General features: G+C 68.2%; 24 protein-coding genes. 13 read left to right on the top strand and 11 right to left on the bottom strand.

Going from position 1 to position 24,690, the window contains the following annotated elements; translation table 11 throughout:
* Nucleotides 1–93: 93 nt before the first annotated feature.
* Nucleotides 94–375: a bacterioferritin-associated ferredoxin gene (locus tag ACEU5R_RS12340; protein WP_103271948.1), complete on the bottom strand. Its 282-nt coding sequence runs from the start codon at nt 373–375 to the stop codon at nt 94–96.
* A 121-nt stretch (nt 376–496) separates the two neighbouring features.
* Nucleotides 497–1,942 carry an RNA polymerase factor sigma-54 gene (gene rpoN, locus ACEU5R_RS12335; RefSeq protein ID WP_392410426.1) on the bottom strand — a complete coding sequence of 482 codons (1,446 nt, stop codon included), beginning with the start codon at nt 1,940–1,942 and terminating at the stop codon, nt 497–499.
* Between rpoN and ACEU5R_RS12330 the strand changes: the two genes are divergently transcribed.
* The 3 genes from ACEU5R_RS12330 to leuA all read left to right on the top strand — a co-directional run bounded on the left by ACEU5R_RS12330 (nt 1,941) and on the right by leuA (nt 5,988).
* Nucleotides 1,941–2,564, top strand: coding sequence for a hypothetical protein (locus tag ACEU5R_RS12330; RefSeq protein WP_103271946.1), 624 nt, complete (start codon nt 1,941–1,943; stop codon nt 2,562–2,564). The genes rpoN and ACEU5R_RS12330 overlap by 2 nt on opposite strands.
* A 192-nt stretch (nt 2,565–2,756) precedes the next feature.
* Nucleotides 2,757–3,737: a Bug family tripartite tricarboxylate transporter substrate binding protein gene (locus ACEU5R_RS12325; protein ID WP_392410425.1), complete on the top strand. Its 981-nt coding sequence runs from the start codon at nt 2,757–2,759 to the stop codon at nt 3,735–3,737.
* Nucleotides 3,738–4,278: 541 nt separating this feature from the next.
* Nucleotides 4,279–5,988 carry a 2-isopropylmalate synthase gene (leuA, locus tag ACEU5R_RS12320; protein ID WP_392410424.1) on the top strand — a complete coding sequence of 570 codons (1,710 nt, stop codon included), beginning with the start codon at nt 4,279–4,281 and terminating at the stop codon, nt 5,986–5,988.
* A gap of 278 nt (nt 5,989–6,266) precedes the next feature.
* Here leuA and ACEU5R_RS12315 read toward each other — a convergent pair whose 3' ends face one another.
* Nucleotides 6,267–7,598: an amidase gene (locus ACEU5R_RS12315; RefSeq protein WP_392410422.1), complete on the bottom strand. Its 1,332-nt coding sequence runs from the start codon at nt 7,596–7,598 to the stop codon at nt 6,267–6,269.
* A gap of 281 nt (nt 7,599–7,879) precedes the next feature.
* Between ACEU5R_RS12315 and ACEU5R_RS12310 the strand changes: the two genes are divergently transcribed.
* The 6 genes from ACEU5R_RS12310 (at nt 7,880) to ACEU5R_RS12285 (ending at nt 13,927) form a co-directional block, all read left to right on the top strand.
* Nucleotides 7,880–8,893, top strand: a complete 1,014-nt coding sequence (locus tag ACEU5R_RS12310; protein WP_103271942.1) for a LacI family DNA-binding transcriptional regulator — start codon at nt 7,880–7,882, stop codon at nt 8,891–8,893.
* A 35-nt stretch (nt 8,894–8,928) separates the two neighbouring features.
* Nucleotides 8,929–9,726, top strand: coding sequence for a phosphodiesterase (locus ACEU5R_RS12305; protein ID WP_103271941.1), 798 nt, complete (start codon nt 8,929–8,931; stop codon nt 9,724–9,726).
* A gap of 132 nt (nt 9,727–9,858) precedes the next feature.
* Complete coding sequence (locus ACEU5R_RS12300; protein ID WP_103271940.1) at nt 9,859–10,914, top strand: ABC transporter ATP-binding protein; 1,056 nt, start codon at nt 9,859–9,861, stop codon at nt 10,912–10,914.
* Nucleotides 10,915–10,943: 29 nt separating this feature from the next.
* On the top strand, nt 10,944–12,239 hold the full coding sequence (locus ACEU5R_RS12295) for an ABC transporter substrate-binding protein (RefSeq protein WP_103271939.1): 1,296 nt from the start codon (nt 10,944–10,946) through the stop codon (nt 12,237–12,239).
* Between the two features lie 15 nt (nt 12,240–12,254).
* Nucleotides 12,255–13,130, top strand: coding sequence for a carbohydrate ABC transporter permease (locus ACEU5R_RS12290; protein ID WP_103271938.1), 876 nt, complete (start codon nt 12,255–12,257; stop codon nt 13,128–13,130).
* Nucleotides 13,127–13,927 carry a carbohydrate ABC transporter permease gene (locus tag ACEU5R_RS12285; RefSeq protein ID WP_103271937.1) on the top strand — a complete coding sequence of 267 codons (801 nt, stop codon included), beginning with the start codon at nt 13,127–13,129 and terminating at the stop codon, nt 13,925–13,927. Before ACEU5R_RS12290 ends, ACEU5R_RS12285 begins: the two co-directional genes overlap by 4 nt.
* Nucleotides 13,928–14,039: 112 nt before the next feature.
* On the opposite strand, the gene ACEU5R_RS12280 is transcribed toward ACEU5R_RS12285, so the two are convergent.
* From ACEU5R_RS12280 to ACEU5R_RS12255, 6 genes are all read right to left on the bottom strand, one after another.
* Nucleotides 14,040–15,029 (bottom strand): Bug family tripartite tricarboxylate transporter substrate binding protein, encoded by a 990-nt coding sequence (locus tag ACEU5R_RS12280; protein ID WP_392410418.1) that lies wholly within the window; start codon nt 15,027–15,029, stop codon nt 14,040–14,042.
* A 119-nt stretch (nt 15,030–15,148) separates the two neighbouring features.
* On the bottom strand, nt 15,149–16,060 hold the full coding sequence (locus ACEU5R_RS12275) for an allantoinase PuuE (protein WP_392410416.1): 912 nt from the start codon (nt 16,058–16,060) through the stop codon (nt 15,149–15,151).
* Between the two features lie 41 nt (nt 16,061–16,101).
* Entirely contained in the window at nt 16,102–16,635 is a 534-nt protein-coding gene (locus ACEU5R_RS12270; protein WP_103271934.1) for an ureidoglycolate lyase, read from the bottom strand.
* Entirely contained in the window at nt 16,625–17,326 is a 702-nt protein-coding gene (locus ACEU5R_RS12265) for a GntR family transcriptional regulator (RefSeq protein WP_392410413.1), read from the bottom strand. Before ACEU5R_RS12265 ends, ACEU5R_RS12270 begins: the two co-directional genes overlap by 11 nt.
* Nucleotides 17,327–17,607: 281 nt before the next feature.
* On the bottom strand, nt 17,608–17,925 hold the full coding sequence (locus ACEU5R_RS12260) for a hypothetical protein (protein ID WP_103271933.1): 318 nt from the start codon (nt 17,923–17,925) through the stop codon (nt 17,608–17,610).
* 79 nt (nt 17,926–18,004) lie between these two features.
* Complete coding sequence (locus tag ACEU5R_RS12255; RefSeq protein ID WP_392410411.1) at nt 18,005–18,349, bottom strand: DUF1840 domain-containing protein; 345 nt, start codon at nt 18,347–18,349, stop codon at nt 18,005–18,007.
* A 330-nt stretch (nt 18,350–18,679) separates the two neighbouring features.
* Here ACEU5R_RS12255 and argS point away from each other — a divergent pair, with 330 nt between their 5' ends.
* The 3 genes from argS to ACEU5R_RS12240 all read left to right on the top strand — a co-directional run bounded on the left by argS (nt 18,680) and on the right by ACEU5R_RS12240 (nt 21,814).
* The gene (gene argS / locus ACEU5R_RS12250) at nt 18,680–20,365 is read left to right on the top strand and encodes an arginine--tRNA ligase (protein ID WP_392410409.1); all 1,686 of its coding nucleotides are present in this window, start codon (nt 18,680–18,682) and stop codon (nt 20,363–20,365) included.
* A 9-nt stretch (nt 20,366–20,374) separates the two neighbouring features.
* Nucleotides 20,375–21,112: an SPOR domain-containing protein gene (locus tag ACEU5R_RS12245; RefSeq protein WP_103271930.1), complete on the top strand. Its 738-nt coding sequence runs from the start codon at nt 20,375–20,377 to the stop codon at nt 21,110–21,112.
* Between the two features lie 66 nt (nt 21,113–21,178).
* Nucleotides 21,179–21,814: a thiol:disulfide interchange protein DsbA/DsbL gene (locus ACEU5R_RS12240; protein ID WP_392410407.1), complete on the top strand. Its 636-nt coding sequence runs from the start codon at nt 21,179–21,181 to the stop codon at nt 21,812–21,814.
* Nucleotides 21,815–21,920: 106 nt separating this feature from the next.
* On the opposite strand, the gene metC is transcribed toward ACEU5R_RS12240, so the two are convergent.
* Both metC and ACEU5R_RS12230 read right to left on the bottom strand, forming a co-directional pair.
* Nucleotides 21,921–23,108, bottom strand: coding sequence for a cystathionine beta-lyase (gene metC, locus ACEU5R_RS12235; RefSeq protein WP_392410405.1), 1,188 nt, complete (start codon nt 23,106–23,108; stop codon nt 21,921–21,923).
* A gap of 86 nt (nt 23,109–23,194) precedes the next feature.
* Nucleotides 23,195–23,887 (bottom strand): nitroreductase, encoded by a 693-nt coding sequence (locus tag ACEU5R_RS12230; RefSeq protein ID WP_392410402.1) that lies wholly within the window; start codon nt 23,885–23,887, stop codon nt 23,195–23,197.
* Between the two features lie 171 nt (nt 23,888–24,058).
* Between ACEU5R_RS12230 and ACEU5R_RS12225 the strand changes: the two genes are divergently transcribed.
* Nucleotides 24,059–24,685, top strand: coding sequence for a LysE family translocator (locus tag ACEU5R_RS12225; protein WP_103271926.1), 627 nt, complete (start codon nt 24,059–24,061; stop codon nt 24,683–24,685).
* The last annotated feature ends 5 nt before the right edge of the window (nt 24,686–24,690 follow it).

The following is a 24,690-nucleotide window of genomic DNA, read 5'->3' as shown; positions in this document are numbered from 1 at the left end:
GCGCAGACAAAGGCGCGAAAACCCACGCCGACCCATCCGCACAAAAACAAAAGCCACGGCAGGCGCCGTGGCTTCGTTGGATCAGGAACGGGGTCAGGCTACCGCGACCTGGATGACCGGATAGGTATTGGCCGCCGGCGCGCTGGGCTGTTCAGCCAGGGCGGCGGGAGGATTGACCGGAACGGCGATCGAGCGCACGTCGCAGACGCTGGAGCAACGACCGCCGGGCAGGTATTCCGTGGCGGTGGCTGCGCAACAGCCGCAACAGGTCGCCACGCCCAGCTCGAACTGCAGGTCGGCCAGCGTGGTAGCGCCCGCGTCCACGCTGGCGCGGACTTGGCGTTCGGTGATCGCGTTGCATACACAAATGTACATGAGAATAATTATCGAAAATTATTCTCGAACTGGCAAGCGGCTTGCGCAAAAAAAATTGCAACCGAGATGTCACGCAAGTGTTTGAAATCAGGGACGAATTTACAGTCATTCGTCCCTGATTTCAGCGAACCGAGGCCTGCGCCTTGCGCAGCGCCGCCGGCGCGATGCGCAGCGCCTCGCGGTATTTGGCCACCGTGCGCCGGGCGATCACGATGCCCTGGTCGGCCAGCTTTTCCATGATCTGGCTGTCGGACAAGGGCTTGGCGCGATTCTCATCCGCCACCATCTGGCGGATATGGGTCTGCACCGCCGTGGCCGAGGTGGCGTCGCCGCCGTCGGTCGACACCCCCGCCCCGAAGAAGCGCTTGAGCTCCAGCGTGCCAAACGGGGTGAGCATGTACTTCTGCGTCGTGGCCCGTGAAATCGTGGATTCGTGCAGGCCCAGTTCGCCCGCGATGTCCTTCAGGATCAGCGGTCGCATGGCCGCCGGCCCCTGGCTGAAAAAGGCCGTCTGGCGTTCGACGATGGCCTGGGACACCCGCAGGATGGTGTCGAAGCGCTGCTCGACGTTGCGGATCATCCACTTGGCCTGCTGCAGCTGGGCCTGCAGACCGGCGTGGGCCGATTCCTTCTGATTGCCCAGCATCTGCGCGTACAGGCCGTTGATCTGCAGGCGCGGCACGGCGGCGCTGTTGAGCGTGACCTGCCAGCCGCGCCGGGTTTTGCGCACGATCACGTCCGGCACGGCGTAGTCGGCGGCCGGCACGGTCCAGGCGCGTCCCGGACGCGGCTCCAGGCGCAGGATCAGGGCGTGCGCGGCGCGGAACCGGGTTTCGTCGCACCCCGCCGCCGCGCACAGACGGGCGACATTGCCGGTGGCCAGCAGCGGCAGGTGACGGGCGCAGATCTCGCGGGCGCAGGCCAGCGCCGCCGGGTCGGCCGCCTCGGGCAGGCGCGTGATGTCCGGGTGGCGCAATTGCAACAGCAGGCATTCCGCCATGTCCCGCGCGCCGATGCCGGGTGGATCGAAGGACTGCAGCAGCGACAGCGCCGCCTTCAGCTCGTCGATATCCGGCTCCAGCTCGGCCGGCAGCCAGCCCAGGATTTCCTCCAGCGGCGAGCCCAGGTAGCCGTTCTCGTCCAGCTCGTCGATCAGCAGGGCGGCCAATGCGGCGTCGCGCGGCGCCGCCCGGGTCAGCATCAGCTGGCCCAGCAGGTGCTCGCGCAGCGTGTCCGGCATGGCGGCCTCGGGCGGGCCGCCGTCCTCGTCTGGGTAGACCCCGCCGGAGCCGGGCATTTCCTCGATGGGCGCGTCGCGCTCGGCCGCCGGCTCGTCGTCCTGCACCGAGGACTCGCGTTCGGACTCTGCCTGCGCCTCGGGCGCCACGGGTTCGTCGTCGCGCTCGAGCAGCGGGTTGTCCGCCAGCACCTGCGAGATCTCGGCTTCCAGCTCGAGCGTGGACAACTGCAACAATCGGATCGATTGCTGCAGCTGTGGGGTCAGCGTCAGATGCTGACCGGGACGCAGTTCTAAAATCGGACGGGTCATAGGTACAATATTTTGCATGATGAATCAGACTTCGCCCGAGCGCGTTCGCCAGGATAGCCGCCTGATCGGCCAGACCCTGCTCAAACTTGCGCTTCCCAGACTCCTCCTGCGCGCGATCGTGATCGCCGTCGCCCTCATCATCTGGTATTTCGTCGCCAACTGGATACTGGACGCGGGCAAGCGCGTGAGCTTCGAATTCCTGCACTCGCTGGGCCAGCCCACGATGGACATGGTGCAGAAGTTCAGCCCCTACCTGTGGTGGGTCGGGGTCGGCATCTGGAGCCTCATCGTCTTCTTCGCGCTGCGCGCCTGGCTGAGCGCCAGCCTGGCCTCCGGCCGCGCCACGCCGGTGCAGACCGAGGTGCTGGCCGAACTGGCGCCGCAGCTGTCCGACGAATCGCTGGGCGTGCTGCGCTGGACCTGGGGCGACCGCGAAGAACCCTTCACCGTGGGCGACCTGCGCCGCTCGCTGTCTGAAATCCGCCACAGCCGCATCGCCAAGATCGACATGGTGGCGCGTCAGGCCGAGATCCTGGAAGGCGGCGGCAAGCCCCGCGCCGGCTCCCGCGACGACGACGCACCGCGCCGCGAACCGCGCGCCGACCGCTACGTCGAGCCGCGCATCGGCCCCGCCCGATAAGCGACACCCTTCCGCGCAACCCGCCAGAAGCCGCCGTCCAGGCGGCTTTTGCATTTCAGTGCGCTGCCAGCAAGCCGCTCCTATACTGGCCTGCCACGCTCGCGCAACCGCGGGCCGCGCGTCATACCGACACCATGCGCCGGCGGCCCCGCCGCGGCGACCGCGCGGCCGACCTCCTGGAGTCCGCTTTCCATGTTCCGTACTTCCGTCCGGTTCGCCGCCAGCATGGCGCTGGCCTGCTCGGCCGCCCTCTCATTCAGCGCGCCGGCGCGGGCCGCCTGGCCCGACAAGCCCATCACCTTCGTCGCCCCGTTCACCGCCGGCGGCGCCAATGATCTGGTCGCCCGCATCATCGCCAAGGCGGTCGGCGCCGCGCTGAACCAGCCCGTCATCGTCGAGAACCGTCCCGGCGCCGGCGGCGTGATCGGCGCGGCCCACGTGGCGCGCAGTCCGGCCGACGGCTACACCTACCTGGTCGGCAGCAACGGCACCGTCACCAACAGCCTGATCCGTTCCGACCAGCCGTACAAGGACGAGGCGCTGACGCCCGTGGCGCTGCTGTCGATCACGCCCTCGGTGATCGTGACCCACCCGTCCAACCCCGCCAAGGACCTGAAGGATTTCGTGGCGCGCGCCAAACAGGCCAAGACCGATCGCATCACCTTTTCCACCGCCGGCAACGGCAGCACGCCGCATTTCGTGGCCGAAATGCTGAAGGAAGCCAGCGGCCTGCCGGTAGAGCCCATCGCCTACAAGAGCGGCTCGGAAGGCGTGAGCGCGGTGATCGGCAACCAGGTCGACGCCACCTCCGAGGCCAGCATCGTGACGCTGCCGCTGGTCCAGAGCGGCAAGCTCAAGGCGCTGGCCACCACCTGGGACAAGCGCATGGCCAGCGCGCCGGACATTCCGACCACGGCCGAGGCCGGCTTCGGCACGGTGCGCATCGGCCACTGGGCCGGCCTGTACGCGCCGACCGGCACGCCGGCGGACGTGCTCGACAAGATGAACGCGGCGGTCGAGCAGTCGTTGCAGACGCGTGAAGTGCAGGATGCGTTGCGCCAGAGCAGCATCGAGCCGGGCGGCGGTTCGCGCGCCAGCTTCGCCGAGTTCGCCGCCAACGAGCGCAAGCGCCTGGGCGAAGTGGTCAAGAACGGCCATATGCAGACGCAGTAAGCGCCTGAGCCGGAGCGCGCTCATGCTGTTGCGCGTCCGGCTGCGCGAGCCCCGCGCCACCGCGAAACGCGTGGCTCGCGCCGCGCCTGCCGGCCTGTCGAAAGAACCAGGGAATACCCTGAGGCGCCACCGTAAGACAGATACGTCCCCGGCTTTTTCATTTGCGCTTGCACAAAAAGTATGTTTGACTAGCATCCCTATGGCCGCTAACCGCAACCCCCTCGCGATTGCCACCGGACGCTACGACGCTCCGGTCGCCGGCCTGCGCGCTTCCTTCCTCAGCGTTGCCTCCTTCGCCGCGCTATCGCTATACCTACCGATCGGTTGCCGGGCCTAGTGCCTCGTGGTAGCTCGGCAGCCACACGCTCGCCACACGCGTATTCCCCTTTCTTTTCCTGTTTTCAAGACTGAATCCTGCCGGCCTGGCCAGTAGTTTCCGGGCATATCCACGGCAAATCCAGGCGCCAGACCGTCATCCGGGCGCGCGCCGCTTGCGGGACCCCGTCCCCGGGATTCAAAAGAAACCGATCGAGGTGTAGAGATGATGCTTGCCAACCCCGCCACCAAGTACGTACCGTTCAAGCCCTTCGCCAGCGACTATGCCGAGCGCACCTGGCCCAGCCGCCGCATCACGCAGCCGCCCATCTGGATGAGCACCGACCTGCGCGACGGCAACCAGGCCCTGATCGAACCGATGAGCGTCGAGCGCAAGCTCCGCTTCTTCGAGCAGCTGGTGAAGATCGGCTTCAAGGAAATCGAAGTCGGTTTCCCGTCCGCCTCCCAGACCGACTTCGATTTCGTGCGCAAGCTCATCGACGAGAAGCGCATTCCCGAAGACGTGACCATCATCGTGCTGACGCAGTCGCGCGAAGACCTGATCAGCCGCACGGTCGAAGCCGCCGCCGGCGCCAGGCAGGCCATCGTCCACTTGTACAACGCCTGCGCCCCGGCGTTCCGCAAGGTCGTGTTCAACATGAGCCGCGACGAAATCAAGAACATCGCCACCACTGGCACGCGCCTGGTCAAGCAATACGTGGCCCAGCATCCGGAAACGCAGTGGCGCTACCAGTATTCGCCTGAAGTCTTCAGCACCACCGAACCCGAGTTCGCGCTGGAGGTGTCCAACGCCGTCGCCGACGTCTGGCAGCCCACGCCCGACTGCAAGATGGTGCTGAACCTGCCCGCCACCATCGAGGCCACCACGCCCAACCTGTACGCCGACCAGATCGAGTGGATGCACAAGAACCTGGCCCGCCGCGACAGCATCGTGCTCAGCGTGCACCCGCACAATGACCGCGGCACCGCCGTGGCCGCCGCCGAATTCGCCGTCATGGCCGGCGCCGACCGCATCGAAGGCTGCCTGTTCGGCAGCGGCGAGCGCACCGGCAACGTCGACCTGGTGACGCTGGCCTTGAACCTCTACACGCAAGGCGTGCATCCCGGCCTGGACTTCTCGGACATCGACGAAGTGCGCCGCTGCGCCGAGTACTGCAACCAGCTCCCCGTGCACCCGCGCCATCCCTATGCCGGCGACCTCGTGTTCACCGCCTTCTCCGGCTCGCACCAGGACGCCATCAAGAAGGGCTTCGCGCAGCAGAAGCCGGACGCCGTCTGGGAAGTGCCGTACCTGCCGATCGACCCGGCCGACCTCGGCCGCAGCTACGACGCGGTGATCCGCGTGAACAGCCAGTCGGGCAAGGGCGGCGTGTCCTATCTGCTCGAACAGGAACACGGCCTGGTGTTGCCGCGCCGCCTGCAGATCGAATTCAGCCGCGCCATCCAGCGCGTCACCGACGAAACCGGCCGCGAAGTCACGGCCGACGATGTGCACACCATCTTCAACCGCGAATACCTCGAACAGAAGTCGCCGTGGAAGCTGGTGCGCCATCGCATCGACGGCAATCCGTCGGCCGGCGAAGGCCAGCACTTCAGCATCGAGGCCGAACTCGAATACAACGGCGAACGCCGTGTCGTGACGGGCAAGGGCGACGGCGCCATCTCGGCCTTCGTGGCCGCGCTGGGCGTGCCGGTGCGCATCATGGACTACCACGAGCACGCCATCGGCACCGGCACCGACACCCGCGCCGCGTCCTACGTCGAACTGCGCGTGGGCGATTCCGGCACGGGCTTTGGCGTAGGCATTGACCGCGACATCGTCACCGCCTCGTTCCAGGCCGTGCTGAGCGCCGTCAACCGCCACATCAACGCCGGCGCCGACGCCACCGAACAAGAAACCGCCGAGGCCGCGTGATCCGCGCCCAGGCATGAAACGTCCGCGGCGGCGCGCCACATGCGCCGTCGACCGCCCGCCGCGCGCACCAGCGCCGGGCGCGAGGGAGACGAAGCAGCCCGCAGCAGCCAAACAGGCTGTTGCGGGCTTTTTTCATGGTCGGGCCGCTCCAAGATGACAAGAGCCTGCCTCCGGGAAGCAGCAAGCGCGCAGTGCGCGCCGCGGGGGGGCCTCGTTCGCTTGGACTATTCCAAGATGCAAAAGCCCCCTTGCGGGGGCTCTTGCATCGCGCCGCGAACTCAACCGCGCGGCCAGATGTCCGATGCGCCGATGTCCGGCGCCTGCGCGGCCAGCAGCCGTTCGTGCATCCAGGCGGAGATGGCCAGCGTGCGATGGTCCGCGTGACGCGGGCCGACCACCTGCAAGCCCACCGGCAGCCCTTGCGGCCCTGTGGCGAAGGGCAGGTTCAGGCAGGGCAGGCCGAACAGCGTCCAGCCGCGCGAGAACTGCGGATCGCCCGTGCCCAGGTCGGCGAAGGGCGCCTCGCCGCTGGCGCTGGGCGTGAGCAGCACGTCGTAGCGGTCGAACCACAGGTCCACCCGCGCGCGCACCTCGGCGGCGCGCGCCAGGTTGCGTTGATGTTCCTCGGCCGTGATGCGCGCGCCGGCTTCGAGCACGGACTGGATCTTGGCGCTGAGCTGCGCGGCGTGCTCCAGGCGTTCGTAGGCCAGCGATTGCGAGGCCTCGTAGGCCATGATGTCGGCATGCAGCTGCACCAGCATGCAGTCGCCGGCCGGCGGCTGCGGCACTTCCTCGACCTGGGCGCCGGCCCGCGCCAGGATGGCGGCGGCCTGCGCATAGGCTTCCTTGGTCTCGGCCTGCGCGTGACGCCATTGCAGGCTGCGGTACATGCCGATGCGCGGCTTGGCGTCGTAGTTCAGGTCCAGCATGCGCGGATCGCGCATCAGCACCGACGCGAACAGGGCGATGTCCGGCACCGAACGGGCGAAGCCGCCCACGGTGTCCAGCGATTCCGCCAGGCTTTTGACGCCGGCGCGCGGAATCGCGCCGAAAGTGGGCTTGAAGCCGACGATGCCGCAGTACGAGGCCGGACGGATGATGGAGCCGGCGGTCTGCGAGCCCAGCGCGAAAGGCACCATGTCGTCGGCCACCGCCGCGGCCGAGCCGCTGGACGAACCGCCGGGCGTATGGGCCTCGTTGCGCGGGTTGCGCGTGGGGCCGGCCGTGTAGGTGGCGAATTCGGTGGTGACGGTCTTGCCGACCACGACCGCGCCGGCGCCTCGGCACAACGCCACCGCGGCGGCATCCAGGCCGGGATGATGGCGTTCGTAGATGGGCGAGCCGTAGCGCGTGGGCAGGTCGACGGTGTCGAACAGGTCTTTCACGCCGATGGGCAGGCCATGCAGCGGACCGCGCAGCGGGCCCTTGTCGAGCTGCTCGGCATGCTCCAGCGCCGCCTGCTTCTGCAGCGCGGTCCAGGCATGGATGGTGTTTTCGCGTTGTTCGATGCGCGCGAAGCAGGCGCGCACCAATTGCACCGCGGTCAATTCGCGCCGTTGCAGCTTGCGCGCCGCGTCAAGCGCGCCAAGTCTGTTCAAGGCAATGGACATTTGCTTTCCTCGTTCCCGGTGCCGCGCCCTGCGCGGTACTGACTTCCGCACCCGGTCCCCTTGACCGTGGCCCGCGTGCGCGGACCTGCCAATTCATGCGACGCGTCAATTAGGAAAACTACCGAAAAACCCCGGTGATTTTCATGACTCGCGTCATGCTCGCGCATGTTGGCTTCGTGTTGTTGCGTTGCTGCCAGCATAGCGCAAACCCGTGCAACACAAAGGTCATATTTGTCTTGTAAGATGAAATCGTTTTCAGCATATAAGCAAAACACAGAGACATGGCCGCGCGTCCGTCGCCCCGCTTTTCCATCATCGAAGTGGCCCGCAAGGCAGGCGTCTCGCCGGCGACGGTTTCGCGCGCGTTCAACCAGCCCGAGATCGTGCATCCGGACACGCTGGCCCATATCCGCAGCATCGCCAAGCGCGCGGGCTTTCGCCCCAACCGCGTGGGTCGCAGCCTGCGCTCGGGCAGCACCCGCACCATCGGCCTGATCCTGCCCACGCTGTCGAACCCGGTGTTCGCCGAGTGCTTCGAGGGCGCCGAGCGGCGCGCGCGCGAATCCGGCTACAGCGTCATGCTGACCGCCACCGGCTACGACCCCGCCGTGGAATCGGCGGCCGTGCAGGGCCTGATGGACCATCAGGTCGACGGCCTGATCCTGACGGTGGCCGACGTGGCCAAGAGCGCCACGCTGGACGATCTGGACAGCGCCGGCATGCCCTACGTGCTGGTCTACAACGAATCGGCCTCCCATCCCTATGCCTCGGTCGACAACCGCGCCGCGGCCTGCGACATGGTCACCCACCTGGCCCAGCTGGGCCACAAGCGCATCGCGCTGGTGACCGGCCCGCTGACGGCCTCCGACCGCGCGCGGCGACGCCTTGTCGGCGCGCGCGCCTGCGCCAAGAAACTGGGCCTGGACGCCGTCCAGCACATCAGCATGAGCTCGCACACCGGCAGCGACGTCGAGGCGCTCAAGGCCGCGCTGCGCGGCAAGCAGGCGCCCACCGCGCTGTTCTGCTCCAACGACTTGCTGGCCACCGCAGTCATCGCCGACCTGGTCGGGCTGGGCCTGTCGGTGCCCGCCGACATCTCGGTCTGCGGCTTCGACGGCATGCGATTCGGCGCCTTGCTCACGCCGCCGCTGACCACGGTGGCGCAGCCCAGCGACGGCATCGGCCAGGCGGCCTGTTCCAACCTGCTGGCGCAGATCCACGGCCAGCCTGCGCAATCGAACCGCCTGCCGCACTGCATCGTGGTGGGCGGAACGGCGGCGGCGGTGCGGCGCTGAACGCGCGCGCCGCCCTCACACCCCACGGATTCTTCATGCTCATCGCACAAATCACAGACCTGCACATGCGCACGCCGGGCGACAAGGCCTACGGCATCATCGACCCCGCCGCGTTCCTCGGCCCGGCCGTGCGCGCGCTCAACGCGCTGTCGCCGCGCCCCGATTGCGTGCTCATCACCGGCGACCTGACCGACCTGGGCCGCCCGCATGAATACGCGCAGCTGCGCGCGCAGCTGCAGGCGCTGGAAATGCCGTATTTCCTGCTGCCCGGCAATCACGACGACCGCGCAGGCCTGCGCGCCGCGTTCCCCGACCACGCCTACCTGCAAGGCGAGAGCCCGTTCATCCAGTACTCGGTCGACACCTATCCGCTGCGCCTGCTGGCGCTGGACACCGTGGTGCCGATGAAGAGCCACGGCGAACTCTGCGGCGAGCGCCTGGCCTGGCTGGAGCAACAGCTGGCGCAGCAGCCGGGCCGGCCCACGCTGGTGCTGATGCACCATCCGCCGTTCCTGACCGGCATCGAGCACATGGACGCCATCGGCCTGTTGGCCGGCGCGCCCGAGCTGGAGCGCATCGTGTCGCGCCATCCCAACGTCGAGCGCGTGCTCTGCGGCCACCTGCACCGCACCATCTTCCAGCGCTTCGGCGGCACCATCGCCTCGACCTGTCCGGGCACCGCGCACCAGCTGGCGCTGGAACTGGGCCCGCGGCCGACGCTGCAATACATCATGGAACCGCCGGGCTACCAACTGCACTGGTGGAACGACGGCCGGCTGGTCACGCACCACGCGGTGATTGGGGAATACCCCGGTCCTTACCCCTTCGCCTGAGGCCGCATCCGGATTAAAAACACAGGGCTGCCATACACCCGTCATGTTTGCGCCGCACAATGAAAAGGATTTCATCAGCGGCGACAATGCGGCTCCACCACACGCAACGACCCGATAGATCTACGAGAAAGCATGTCATCCATCGTCCTGGATAAGCTGACCAAGCAATACAACGGCGCCGCCGCCATTCACGGCGTGAGTTTCACGGTTCCGGCCGGCAGCTTCACGGTGCTGCTGGGCCCGTCGGGCTGCGGCAAGTCCACCACGCTGCGCATGATCGCCGGACTGGACACGCCCACGTCCGGCACCATCCACATCGGCGACCGCGACGTCACGCAGCTGCCGCCGGCCAAGCGCCGCATCTCCATGGTGTTCCAGTCCTATGCGCTGTTCCCGCACCTGTCGGTGCGCGAGAACATCCTGTTCGGCCTGAAGGTGCGCAAGGAGCCGGCGCGCGACTACGAACGCCGCCTGCAGCGCGTGGCCGGCCTGCTGGGCCTGGGCCACCTGCTGGACCGCAAGCCCTCGCAACTGTCCGGCGGCCAGCAGCAGCGCGTGGCGCTGGGCCGCGCCGTGATTTCCGAAGCGCCGGTCTGCCTGATGGACGAACCGCTGTCCAACCTGGACGCCCAGCTGCGCCATGACATGCGCCGCGAGATCCGCGCGCTGCAGCAGGACCTGGGCATCACCATGGTGTACGTGACGCACGACCAGACCGAGGCCATGAGCATGGCCGACCAGGTGGTGCTGCTGCGCGGCGGCCAGATCGAGCAGCACGACACGCCTGACGGCCTGTACGCGCGCCCGGCAAGCGAATTCGCCGCGCGCTTCATCGGCACGCCGCCCATGAACTTGATCGGCCTGGCCGCGCTGCAAGGCGCGACCATGATCGCCGGCGCGCAGGGCCCGGCCGTGACCGGCGCGCCCGCCGGCGCGGTCAAGCTGGGCGTGCGCCCCGAACATATCCGCATCGACGGCGAGGGCCGCGAGGCCACCGTGGAAAGCGTGGAGTTCTTCGGCGCCGACTCCATCGTGGTCTGCCGCATGGGCGACACCAGCGGCGTGGCCGTGCGCGTGGGCGGGCACATGCGCGCCCGCGCCGGCGAGACGCTGCGCCTGTCCTGGCCCGACGAACAACAGCATTTCTTCGCCGCCGATTCGGCGGCCATCAACACCGCCGGGCGCTGAAGCGCCCACCTCAGGAAAGGAAACACGACATGCGACGCATCGTACTCAAGACCCTGGCCGCCAGCCTGGCCGCCGCCTGCCTGTCGCTGCCGGCGCAGGCCCAGCAGAAGCCGGTGGAAGTGGAGTTCTACTACCCGGTGGCCGTGGGCGGCCCGATCACCAAGATCGTCGACGACATGGTGACGGACTTCCAGAAGGAAAACCCCAACATCAAGATCAAGCCGATCTACGCGGGCTCGTACCAGGACTCGATCGCCAAGGCCTTGACCGCGCTGAAGGGCGGCACGCCGCCGCAGCTGGCCGTGCTGCTATCGACCGACATGTTCACGCTGATCGACGAAGACGCCATCGTGCCGATCGACTCGCTGGCCAAGAGCGATGCCGACAAGAAGTGGCTGGGCGGCTTCTACGACGCCTTCATGCAGAATAGCCGCAGCGGCGGGCATACCTGGGGCGTGCCGTTCCAGCGCTCGACCATCGTGATGTACTACAACAAGGACCTGTTCAAGGCCGCCGGCCTGGATCCGGAGCGCGCGCCCGCCACCTGGGCAGAACTGGTCGAATACGGCAAGAAGCTGACCAAGCAGGACGCCTCGGGCAACACCACGCAATGGGGCATCGAGATCCCGTCGGGCGGCGCCTTCGCCTACTGGCTGTTCCAGGCCCTGACCACGCCTAACGGCGCAATCCTGATGAACGAGGCCGGCAACGAGGTCTACCTGGACAAGCCCGCCGTGGTCGAGGCCGCGCAATACTGGCGCGACCTGGCCGCCAAGCACAAGATCATGCCCAGCGGCACGATCGACTGGGGCACCACGCCCAAGGACTTCCTGGAAAAGAAGGCCGCCATGGTCTGGACCACCACCGGCAACCTGACCAACATCCGCAAGAATGCCGACTTCCCGTTCGGCGTGGCCATGATGCCGCAGCAAAAGCGCGGCGGCAGCCCGACCGGCGGCGGCAACTTCTACATCTTCAAGAGCGGCACGCCCGAGCAGCAGCAGGCCGCGCTGAAGTTCGCGCAATGGGTCACCACGCCCGAGCGCGCCGCCGACTGGAGCATCGCCACCGGCTACGTGGCCGTGACGCCCGCCGCCTGGCAGACCGAAAAGATGAAGAAGTATGCGCAGGAAGTGCCGGCCGCCGCCGTGGCGCGCGACCAGCTGGAAGTCAGCGTGGCCGAATTCTCGACCCACGAGAACCAGCGCGTGACCAAGGTGCTGAACGACGCGCTGCAGGCCGTGCTGACCGGCTCGAAGGCGCCGCAGCAGGCGCTGACGGACGCCCAGCGCGAAGCCGACCGCATACTGCGTTCCTACAAGTAATCACGTTCTAGCACGATGAGCCGCTCTTTGAATGCGCTTTACGGCTGGCTGCTACTGCTGCCAGCCGTCGTGCTGCTCGCCGCGTTCACGCACTACCCGGCGCTGGCGACGCTTTGGCACAGCTTCTACTCCACGCCCAAGGGCGCGCGTCCGGCCCGCTATGTCGGGCTGGACAACTACGCGGTCATGCGCGACGACCCGGTGTTCTGGCAATCGCTGTGGAACAACCTGTGGTTCGCGCTGGGCACCATTCCCACCTCGATCGGCATCGCGCTGATCATGGCGCTCTGGGTCAACCGCAACCTCGCGGGGCGCGGTTTCCTGCGCATGGCCTACTTCACGCCGACGGTGCTGCCCATGGTGGCGGTGGCCAACATCTGGCTGTTCTTCTACACGCCGCAGTACGGCCTGATCGCCCAGGTGATGCAGCTGTTCGGCGCGCCCGGCCCCAACTGGCTGGGCGACCGCGCCACGGCGCTGCCGGCGCTGATGCTGGTCACGGTGTGGAAGGAGGCGGGCTTCTTCATGATCTTCTACCTGGCCGCGCTGCAGACGGTGTCGCCGTCGCTGCGCGAGGCGGCCATGCTGGAAGGCGCGTCGCGCTGGCAGTATTTCCGGCGCGTGCTGTGGCCGCTGCTCATGCCCACCACGCTGTTCGTGCTGATCAATGCGCTGATCAACGCCTTCCGCCTGGTCGACCACGTGGTCGTGATGACCAAGGGCGGGCCCGACAACGCCAGTACGCTGCTGCTGTACTACATCTACCAGGTGGGTTTCAGCTTCTGGGACACCGCCTACGCCGCCACGCTGACCGTGGTGCTGCTGGTGGTGCTGGCGCTGACCGCGCTGATCAAGTTCCGCTGGCTGGACCGCAGGACGCACTACCAATGAAAGACAAGCTAGACACCCTGGGCGCCTGGGCGCTGGGCCTGCTGTGGATCCTGCCGCTGGCCTACGCCATGTGGGCCGCCTTCCATCCGCCGGCCTACGCGACCCGCTTCGACCTGTTCGCGCCGCTGACGCTGGACAACTTCGTGCGCGCGTGGAATGCGGCGCCTTTCCCGCGCTACTTCCTCAACACCTTCCTGCTGGTCACGATGGTGCTGGCCGCGCAGCTGGTGCTGTCCACGCTGGCCGGCTACGCCTTCGCGCGTTTCGAGTTCCGTGGCCGCGACTTTGTCTTCATGCTGGTGCTGCTGCAGCTGATGATCATGCCGGACGTGCTGCTGGTCGAGAACTACCGCTCGATGAGCCAACTGGGCATACGCGACACGGTGTTCGCCATCGGCCTGCCGTACTTCGCCTCGGCCTTCGGCATCTTCCTCCTGCGCCAGACCTTCAAGACAGTGCCGCGCGAACTGGAAGAGGCCGCGCGCATGGAAGGCGCCAACGCGCTGCAGGTGCTGATGAAGGTCTATGTGCCGCTGGCCAAGCCGATCTACGTGGCCTACGGGCTGGTGTCGGTCAGCCACCACTGGAACAACTTCCTGTGGCCGCTGATCATCACCAACTCGGTGGAATCGCGCCCGCTGACCGTGGGACTGCAGGTGTTCTCGTCGACCGACCAGGGCATCGACTGGTCCGTCATCACGGCCGCCACGCTGATGTCCGCCGCCCCGCTGCTGATTGCGTTCCTGCTGTTCCAGCGCCAGTTCGTGCAGTCGTTCATGCGTGCGGGAATTAGGTAGGCCCACCCCGAGCGCTGCGCGCTCCCCCTCAAGGGGGCGCCGCTACGGACCGGCAAAGCCGGCTCCGTGCGGCCCAGATAAAGGCAGGCGCAGTGCTGCGGGTGGGTGGGCTTTAGTCTAGTTTCACGCCGGCGCGCTTGACTACCTCGGCCCACTTCGGGATGTCGCTGCGCATCAGGTCCTGGAGCGCCTCGGGCGTCGAGGATTCCAGGATCAGCCCTTCCTCGGCGAAGCGCTTTTTCATGTCGGGATTGTCCAGCGCCTTCACGAGCATGGGCTGCAGCTTGTCGATGACCGGCTGCGGCAGGCCCTGGGGCGCGACGACCGCGTACCAGGTGGTGGCGTCCAGGCCCGTCACGCCTGCCTCAGCGGCCGTGGGCACCTCGGGAATGGCCGACAGGCGTTGGTTGCCGGTGATGGCCAGCGCGCGCACCTGCTTGGCGCGGTATTGCTGCAGCATCTCGGCCACCTGGGTCACGCCCATGTCCAGCTCGCCCGACACCATCGCCATGACCACGGGCGCGCTGCCCTTGTACGGCACGTGCACCATCGCGCCCTTGGTGTTGACGTTGAGCAGCTCGCCCGTCAGGTGCGTGATGCTGCCTGCGCCCGACGAGCCATAGTCCAGCGCGCCGGGCTGCGCCGTGGCGGCGGCGATCAGTTCTTTCAGGTTGTTGGCCTTGACGCCCGGGTTCACGGCGAAGACTAGCGGGCTGCGGCCCACCAGCGTAAGCGGCGTGAAGTCCTTCAGCGGATCATAGGTGAGCTTGGTGTACAGGCTGGGCGCGGTCGCCAGCGTGGAGACGTTGCCCAGCAGCAGCGTGTAGCCGTCGGGCGCGGCCTTGGCCACCGACGCCGTGCCGATGGTGCCGCCCGCGCCGGCGCGGTTCTCGACCACCACGGTGGCCCCATGGGCTTCGCTCAGGCTCTTGGCCAGCGCGCGCGCCAGCGTGTCGGCCGCGCCGCCTGGCGGGAAGGGCGTGACCAACCGGATGGGCTTGTCGGGGTAGCCCTGCTGGGCAAGCGCGGCGGAAGGCGCGACGGTGGCGAGCGCCAGAATGCCGGCAAACAACCCGAGCTTGCTTTGGACCCACAGGTTCATGCTTTTCTCCTCGTTGTGATGATTCGTCTTGCCTATGCTTTCGATGCCTCGCGTCGACCCGTTTGCTGCGCCGAGTCGATGCGCTCGATGTTCCGCGCCCTTGCCTGCCGCGCGCGCCCCTAGCGCGGCGGATGCGTGGCCAGCCAGTGGCGCGCGATGTCGGCGCGGCCGCAGACCCATACGCCGGACTGGCGCGCCACATGATCCAGAAAACGTTCCAGGCCCGCCGCGCGGCCGGGATGACCCACCAGCCGCAGATGCAGGCCCACCGACATCATGCGGGGCCGCTGCGCGCCTTCGCGGTACAGCATGTCGAACGCGTCCTTCAGGTATTCAAAGAAATCCTGGCCCGTGGCCATGCCGCCGCGGATGAACTTGGCGTCGTTGTTGGCCAGGCCATAGGGCAGCACCAGATGCGGGCGGCCATCCACCTGCACGTAGTAGGGCAGCTCGTCGTTGTAGGCGTCGGAGTCGTACAGGAAGCCGCCTTCCTCGGCCACCAGCATGCGCGTGTTGACGCTGGGACCGTAGCGGCAATACCAGCCCAACGGACGCGCGCCGACCGAGGCCTCGATCGAGGCGACGGTGCGGCGGATGCGCTCGCGCTCTTCGGCCTCGGTCAGCGTCTGGTGGCGCTCCCAGCGCCAGCCGTGCGCGCACACGTCCCAGCCGGCGTCGCGGATGGCGGCGCAGACCTGCGGGTTGCGTTCCAGCGCCAGCCCGCAACCGAAGATGGTGGCCGGCATGCCGCGCGCTTGCAGCAGCCGCGCGACGCGCCAGAAGCCGACGCGGCTGCCGTACTCGAACATGGATTCGGCCGCCAGGTCGCGGCCGGCGAAGCCGCCGCCCCCGCCTTCGGTCAGCGCCGATTCCGAGGCCTCGTCGCCGTCCGGCACGGACAGCTCGCCGCCTTCTTCGTAGTTGACGCAGAGGTTCAGCGCGATGCGGGCGTCGCCGGGCCATCGCGCGTGGGGCAGGTCGGATCCGTAGCCGACGAAGTCGCGCCGCAGGTGGGGATGATCAGGTTGCATGAGCGTGAGCGAGTCCTTGAGCAGATCTTGAGATGACGGGATCAACGCGCAGGGCGGGATGCGGGCAGGGTGCAGTCGATGGCGATGGAGACGCTGTTCGGCACCTTCCAGAACACATCGTCGTCGCCGGCGCCGGTCAAGGTCATGGTCACGGCGAACTGGGCCGGCGCGCGCAGCGCCGACAGGCCCTGGTGCCAGACGCCAGTCCGATAGCACACGCCCTGGCTGCCGCTGGCGACGAAGGCGCGCAGCCGTTCCAGGTCCGGCTCGCCCTGCGCGTCGTCCGGCGCCACGACGACGAGATAGGGGGTGTTGTCCAGCGGGATGAAGGTCTGCGAGGAATACGGATGACGTTCCAGCAGCAGCACCGGGCAGGGCTGGGGTATGGCGCCATCCACCCGGCTGACCCAGATGGCCGTGCGCGCGGCCGGCGCCGAGTGCGCGTAGGGCAGGGCCAGATGCCTGCGGCGTTCATTGCCGGCATGCTCCACCACTTCGCCGAATTCGGCGAAGGCCTGCGATGTCAGCGGTTCGGCGACGATGCAACGCGCCAGGCGCGCGGCGTCAGTCTTCATGCGGCAGATACCCCAGCGTGCGCGCGAACGCGCGCCGCACGGCGCCCAGGTGCGCCGTCATGGTCGCGCGCGCCTGTTCGGCGTCGCCGGCCTGCAGCGCCTGCACGATGGCCAGATGCTCGGCCCGCGCCTGCACCGCGCGCTGCGACAGGCGCTCGACGTTGCACAGGCGCGCGCGCCGGCGCGCGTCGGCGATCATCGCGGCCATGGACTTGTTGCCGCAATAGGCGGCCACCAGCTCGTGCACCTCGTTGTCCGCGGTCCAGGTCGATTCGCCCCCGGCCGCGCTGTAGCGCATCACGTCTTCCAGCCGCGCCTTGACGGCGGCCAGCTTGTCGCCGGGAATCCGGCCGGCCGCCATGGCGGCGGCCTGGCCTTCCAGCAGCTGGCGGATCTGCAGCAGCTCCAGCAATTCGGTCACGCCGAAGGCATGGACCACCACGGAGCCATTGGACAGGCGCTTGAGGATGCCTTCGCCCAGCAGCCGGTTCAGCGCGGCCCGCATGGGCGTGCGCGACACGTTCAGTTCTTCGGCCAGGCGGCGCTCTTCCAGCACTTCGCCCGGGCCGATCTGGCGCGCCGCGATGCGGTCGAGCAGGGCCTGGTAGGTCCGTTCGGACACGCTCAGCGCCGGGCCATCACAGCCGGTAGCCGCGTTTTCGACAGAGGGGTCGGTCAGTTCAATGTTCATGTTCCCATTGGAATCCTTCTGGGATCCCACCTGAATTCCAACTGACTATAGCTCGAAGCCAGGCGTGTGCGGCCTGGGAAATACCCTAGCTGGGAAAGGCGGCGCGTGACGTCGCCGCCCGCGGCACGGTCGGGCCAGGTGGCATGCGGAAAGGAAACGCCAGATGCGGGCGATGCCCCGGCGGGTCGGCGGGCGCGAGGCCCGGCCAGAAAATCGGGTCGCGGCGGGGCCCACCCCGCCGCGTCACGAACGTCCGCCCCGTTGCGGGGCGGACAGGCGGATCAGTAACCGACCGTCAGGCCGGGCAGGTCCACGGTGATGCGCGGGCGCTCCAGCGCCAGGGCCAGGTGTTCGGCGAACTCGCGCGCTTCCTTCTCGTCGGTGGAGAGCACGTCATAGCCCAGCGCGTCGGCCACGCCCAGCACCTTGTCCAGCAGCAGGACCTTGCCGCTGGGGCGCAGCGGCTCGCAGCCCAGGGTTTCCCAGGCGCTGTCGAACCAGTCGCGCGCGTCGCTCTGGCGCTGCGGCGAAGGCTCGACGGTGGCGTTCAGGTCCAGCGAGCGCCGGGTGTCGAAAACGATGGTGATGTCGCTGCGCATGGGCAGAATTCCTTGATGTGGCGTCAGCCGGCAAGCGTAGGCAAAAATCGCCGGACAGATTGTCCGCCCGGCGACATTGCTACCAGCCGCGCGACACTTCCCAGGTGACTTCGGCGCCGGCGGCCTGCGACTGGCGCATCATGTCCAGCAGCGGAAAGGCGCGTTCCTTCAGGCCCACGGCGCGCGCCATCGGCGCCACCGGCTGCTTGTCCTCGTCCTCGTCGTCATCATGGCCGCTCTTCTGGTAGTCGGCGATGGCGCGCTCGATGCCCTGGATGGCCGGACCGAGCTGGTCCGCGGTGAACACGCCGCGTTCCGGAATCTTGTCCCCGAAGGACTTGCCCGCAGCCTGCAGCAGCGCGCCGGCGTGGTCGGTCAACATCAGCACTTCGGCCACGACCTTGGAATGAAAAGTGATCAGCATATTCCTGTCTCCGGGATAGGGTGGGACTCCATAACACTACCGCAACCCCGCCCCGGATGCCACCGGCCATCCGGTGCCTGGCCTAGCGCCTTGATTTCATTGGCGCTTTGAACGCGCCGCCAGAAACGCCGCGGCATGCCTGCATGGGCCGGCCCGCCCCCGGCAAGCGCCGGTCCGGCCGCCAAATCAACTATGATTCAGGGGATTCCCGTGACAGCAGGACCTGCGGCAGCCACGAATCCGGCGCCGACGCGCCGCGCATCCCTGGACGCCCCCGGCCCGCCCGGCCCGGCCGCCTGCGCCACTCCTACCGAACTACTCCGGACGCCCATGCTCCTCGAGCAACAGAAACAACTCATTTCCCTGATCCAGGCCGCCGTCGCGCAAAGCCTGCCCGACGCCCAGCCCAACGTGCTGCTGGAGCGCCCCAAGGTCGCCGCCCACGGCGACGTCGCCACCAATGTGGCCATGCAGCTGGCCAAGCCGGCCAAGCGCAATCCGCGCGAGCTGGCCCAGGCCATCGTCGACGCGCTGATGGCGCAGCCCGACGCCCGCGCCCTGGTCGAGAGCGCCGAGATCGCCGGCCCCGGCTTCATCAACCTGCGCGTCACCCCCGCCGCGCGCCAGGCCGTCATCGCGACGGTGGCCGAGCAGGGCGCCTCCTATGGCCACGCGCCGCGCACGGGCGAGAAGATCCTGGTCGAGTTCGTGTCCGCCAACCCCACCGGCCCGCTGCACGTGGGCCATGCCCGCCAGGCCGCGCTGGGCGACGCCCTCTGCCGCCTGTACGACGCCAGCGGCTGGGACGTGACCCGCGAGTTCTATTACAACGACGCCGGCAACCAGATCGAGAACCTGGCCATCAGCGTGCAGGCCCGCGCCCGCGGCCTGACGCCGGATTCGCCCGAATGGCCGGCCGACGGCTACAAGGGCGACTACATCAGCGACATCGCCCGCGACTTCCAGGCCGGCAAGACGCTGCAGGCCTCCGACGGCGCGCCCGTCACCGCCAGCGGCGACATCGCCAACCTGGACGACATCCGCGCCTTCGCCGTGGCCTACCTGCGCCGCGAACAGGACCTGGACCTGCAGGCCTTCGGCCTGGCGTTCGACAACTACTACCTGGAAAGCTCGCTCTACACCTCCGGCCGCGTCGAGGCCACGGTGAAGGCGCTGATCGCCGGCGGCCACACCTACGAAGACGGCGGCGCGCTGTGGTTGCGCACCACCGAACTGGGCACCGGCGACGACAAAGACCGCGTCATGCGCAAGAGCGAGGGCGGCTACACCTACTTCGTGCCCGACGTGGCCTATCACAAGGCCAAGTGGGAACGCGGTTTCCACCGCGCCGTGAACATCCAGGGCAGCGACCACCACGGCACCGTGGCGCGCGTGCGCGCCGGCCTGCAGGCGCTGGGAGAGGGCATCCCGAAGGACTACCCGTCCTACGTGCTGCACAAGATGGTCAAGGTCATGCGCGGCGGCGAAGAGGTCAAGATCTCCAAGCGCGCCGGCAGCTACGTCACCATGCGCGACCTGATCGACTGGGTCGGCCGCGACGCTGTGCGCTACTTCCTGATCCAGCGCCGCGCCGACACCGAGTTCGTGTTCGACGTGGACCTGGCGTTGTCCAAGAGCGACGAGAACCCCGTCTACTACATCCAGTACGCGCACGCCCGCATCTGCTCGGTGATCGCCAACGCCGGCATGCCGGCCGACGACGTGGCCCGCGCCGACGCCGCGCTGCTGACCGCGCCCACCGAATTCGCGCTGATGCAGCGCCTGGCCGAGTTCCCGCAAGTGGTGGCCCTGGCCGCCCAGGATCTGTCGCCGCACCACATCGCCTTCTGGCTGCGCGATTGCGCGTCCGACTTCCACGCCTGGTACAACGCCGAGCGCGTGCTGGTCGACGACACCGCCCTGAAGCTGGCGCGCCTGCGCCTGGCCGCCACCACCCGCCAGGTGCTGGCCAACGGCCTGGAGCTGATGGGCGTGTCGGCGCCGGAGCGGATGTAACATCGGCACATGGCGACCAAGCGCAAATCCTCCGGCCGGTCGGGCGAAAGCGGCAGCACCCTGTACGGGGCGCTTGCCGGCCTGCTGATCGGCCTCATCGTCGCCGCGGTGGTGGCGTTCTACGTGACCAAGGCGCCGGTGCCCTTCGTGGACCGCGCCAGCCGCGACGCCGGCAAGCTGCCAGACCCGCGCCAGGCGCCGGATCCCAACGCCGGCCTGTACGGACGCGACGGCGCGGCGGGCACGCCGCCCAGCGGACCCACCGCGACCACGCCGGCGCCGCTGCCCGGCACCGGCACGGCCGGCGCCGATACGCCGCCGTCCAAGTCCGACGACCTGGGCGCGCTGATCGCCACGTTGCCGACCTCCAACAACAAGCCGGCCGCCGCGGCCGTGGCGCCAACTCCCGCCGCGCCCAATCCGCTGCCCACGCCGATCGCCAAGGTCGCGCCGACGCCAGCCCCGGCGCCCAAGGCCAGCGCGCCGGCGGCATCGGCGTCCGCCTCGGCATCGGCCAACGGCTCCTACTATCTGCAGGCCGGCGCCTTCCGCAGCGCCGACGACGCCGAATCGCTCAAGGCCCGCATCATCCTGCTGGGCCTGCCGGTGTCGGTGCAGAAGGCCGAAGTCAACGGCAAGGCGCTGAACCGCGTCCGCGTGGGGCCGTATGCCCGCCTGGACGACATGAACCGGGCGCGCGGGCGCCTGGGCGAGAACAAGATCGAAACCGCGGTGGTGCGGCAGTGAATGGCCGCATTGAACTAATCCGGCCTTGGGCCTGTCTGTAACGTTTTCTCCAGGAACCTCATACCCATGCTGTCCCAAAAGCTCATCCGCCTTATGGCCGCCGCCGCCCTCACCGCGACGGCCTTCCTCAGCCCGGCGAGCCACGCCCAGGGCGGCGCCCAGCAATACCAGGCGATCAACCCGCCGCTGCCGTCGGACACCCCGGGCAAGATCGAAGTGCTGGAATTCTTCGCCTACACCTGCCCGCACTGCGCCGCCATGGAACCGCTGGTCGAAGACTGGGCCAAGACCGCCCCGCCCGACGTGGTGCTCAAGCAGGTGCCGATCGCCTTCAACGCCGGCATGAAGCCGCTGCAGCAGCTGTACTTCACGCTGATCGCGCTGGAACGCCCCGACCTGCACGCCAAGGTCTTCACCGCCATCCATGGCGAGCACAAGCGCCTGATCGACAAGAAGGCCATGGGCGAATGGGCCGCCGCGCAAGGCGTGGACCGAGCCAAGTTCGATTCCGTGTTCGATTCGTTCAGCGTCCAGACCCAGGTGCAGCGCGCCAACCAGCTGGCCGACGCCTATCGCATCGACGGCACGCCGTCCTTCGCCGTGGGCGGCAAGTTCATGACCTCGCCGGTCATGGCTGGCAACAGCTACGAAGGCGCGCTGAAGGAAGTGACGCGCCTGATCCCGATGGCCCGCGGCAACTGAGCGCGCCAGGCTGCGCCCGACAGGGCGCGGGAATGAAAAATGCCCCCGGGAACCCGGGGGCATTTTTCATGGGCGCCGTTCACAGGCACCCGATTTCAGACCAGTCCTACTTCGCCTGATCCAGCGCCTGCGCCAGATCCGCGATCACGTCCTCGGTCGATTCCAGGCCGATGTGCAGCCGCACCAGCGCGTTCTGGCCCTCGCCCCAATAACGGTGCTTGGACAGGTCCTTGGGCGAGACCAGCTGCACCAGGCTCTCGTAGCCGCCCCAGGAAAAGCCGATGCCGAACAGCGTCAGCGCGTCGACGAACTTGCGCGCGTTCTCGGGCGACAGGCGCAGCTCCACCGACAGCATGCCGTTCGAGCCGGTGCAGTCGCGCTGCCACAGCGCATGGCCGGGATCCTCCGGCCAGGCGGGATGGAACAGGCGCACGGTCTCGGGCCGGCTCTTGAAGAATTCGCAGACCTGCAAGGCGTTGCGCGCATGCTGGGCCATGCGGATCGGCATGGTGCGCACGCCGCGCAGCGCCAGCCAGGCGTCGTCGGCGCTGATGGAATAGCCCATCGCGTACTGCGTGCGGTTGAGCTTGCGCGCGATCTCTTCATCGTTGGTCACCACCGCGCCCAGCATCAGGTCGGAGTGGCCGCCCACGTACTTGGTGCCGGCGATCACCGACACCTGCGCGCCCAGCATCAGCGGACGATAGATATAGCCCGAGCCCCAGGTGTTGTCGGTGGCCAGCACCAGACCGTGGCGCTGCGCGAAGGCCGCCATCGCACCCATGTCCAGCATCTCGAACAGCAGCGAGCCCGGCGATTCCACGTAGAGCAGGCGCGTGTTCGGACGCACCAGCTCGTCCAGCGCGTCGTCGGCCGAGAAGTACGTGATGTCGATGTTCAGGCGCTTGAGCACGGCGTCGTCCAGCTCGCGCATCGGGCCGTACACGCAGTCCGAGATCAGCGCGTGATCGCCGGCCGAGCACAGCGCCAGCATCACCATCGTCATGGCCGACAGACCCGACGAGGCCAGGTAGCAATGCGTGCCGCCTTCCAGCTGCGCGAAGACCTCTTCCAGCGCGGCATGCGTGTCCATGCCCATGCGGCCGTAGGTGGTGGCGCGCTGGCCGGCGGCCTTGGTGCGCTGCGCGTTCTCCAGCGCGGCCAGGTTCTGGAAGCGCACGGTGCTGGCGCGCATGGCCGGCAGCGGCACCGGCGCGGTGCCGGTGGCGGGGTTGAACGGGGCCGTGCCGGCATGCTGCAGGACGGTGTCGATGTGCGGATGGGGCGTCTTCAAGGCAGGCTCGCGAGGTTCGGTGTTCGGAAAGCGACAGTCGGAAAATAGTACCGCGCGGGCGTGCCGCGCGGTGTTCAGCGCGATGGTCAGCGCGACAGCCAGGTCACCGCTTCGTCCAAGGTGGCGCGGCTGGTGCGATAGCTGTTGGCCGGATGGGCCGTGTCTTCATAACCAAAGGAAATGCCGCAGACCACGCGACGCGCCGGATCGATGTCCAGCGTCTCGCGCAGCACCTCGGGATACATGGCCAGGGACGCCTGCGGCACCGCGGCCACGCCGTTGGCCTGCGCCGCCAGCAGGAAGGTGGCCACATAGCCGCCGCAGTCGATGGCGCCGTACTCGCCCAGCGCGGCATCGGTGCTGATCACCGCCACGTGCGGCGCGTCGAACAGTTGGAAGTTGCGCAGTTCCTGGCGGCGGTAGCCTTCGCGGTCGCCGCGCGCCACGCCCACGGCGCCATAGAGCTGGAAACCGGCCTCGCGGCGGCGCGCCAGATAGGCGTCGCGGTACTCGGCGGGGAAGGGGAAGTCCGGCGTGAAGCCGGGCTCTTCGGCGCGCGCCAGCAGCGCCTGCCGCAACCGCTCGGTGGCTGCGCCCTCGGTCACCGCCACCTGCCAGGGCTGACAGTTGCACCAGGACGCGGTGCGCTGCGCCAGCGCCAGGATGCGCTCGATGACGGCGCGCGGCACCGGCTCGGGCAGGAAGGCGCGGCAGCTGTGGCGCTCGCGCAGCCAGGTTTCCAGCGGCTGATCGCCGGCGATGGGGCTTTCGGTGGACACGGTGTCTCCTGTCTGATGTTCGTCTTGCGCGCCGGCGGTCCTCCGCGCTTATGGTTCGCGGTTCGTGGCCCTGGCGGCGCGCCGGAATGCCGGCGCGCCGTCTCGCGGTTTGCCCGTATCATGCCACTTCCGGCCGATGACGGCCGGCAACACCCTGCCGCCGGAACTCCCATGCTGCCCCTGGACAACCTGATCGCCTTCTTCGGCATCGCCGTACTGCTGGCCCTGACGCCGGGGCCGGACAATCTTTTCGTGCTGATGCAATCGGCCATCTGGGGCCGCAAAGCCGGCATGTTCGTGGTGCTGGGGCTGGCCACGGGCATCCTGGGGCATACGATGGCCGTGGCGATCGGACTGGCGGCGGTGTTCGCCGCCTCGCCCATGGCCTTCACCGCGCTCAAGCTGGCGGGCGCGGCCTACCTGCTGTATCTGGCCTGGCAGATCCTGCGCGCGCCGGTCGGCCCGGAACAAGGCCAGCGGCCCGAGCCGCAGAAGCCGGCCGCGCTGTACCGCCGCGGCATCATCATGAACCTGACCAATCCGAAGGTGCTGCTGTTCTTCTTCGCCTTCCTGCCGCAGTTCACCTCGCCCGCGCTGGGCCCCATCGGCCCGCAGACGGTGCAGCTGGGCGCGGTGTTCATGCTGGCCACGCTGCTGGTGTTCGGCGCCATCGCCTTCTTCTCGGGCGCGTTCGGCGAGCTGCTGCAGCGCTCGGTGACGGCGCGGCGCTGGCTGAACCGGATCGCGGCGCTGGTGTTCGTGGGACTGGCGCTGCGGCTGGCGACGGCGTCGCGCTGAGGCGC

It is taken from the genome of Achromobacter sp. 413638 (assembly GCF_043119405.1).
Lineage (GTDB): Bacteria > Pseudomonadota > Gammaproteobacteria > Burkholderiales > Burkholderiaceae_B > Achromobacter.
This window is presented reverse-complemented; position numbering and strand designations above follow the sequence as displayed.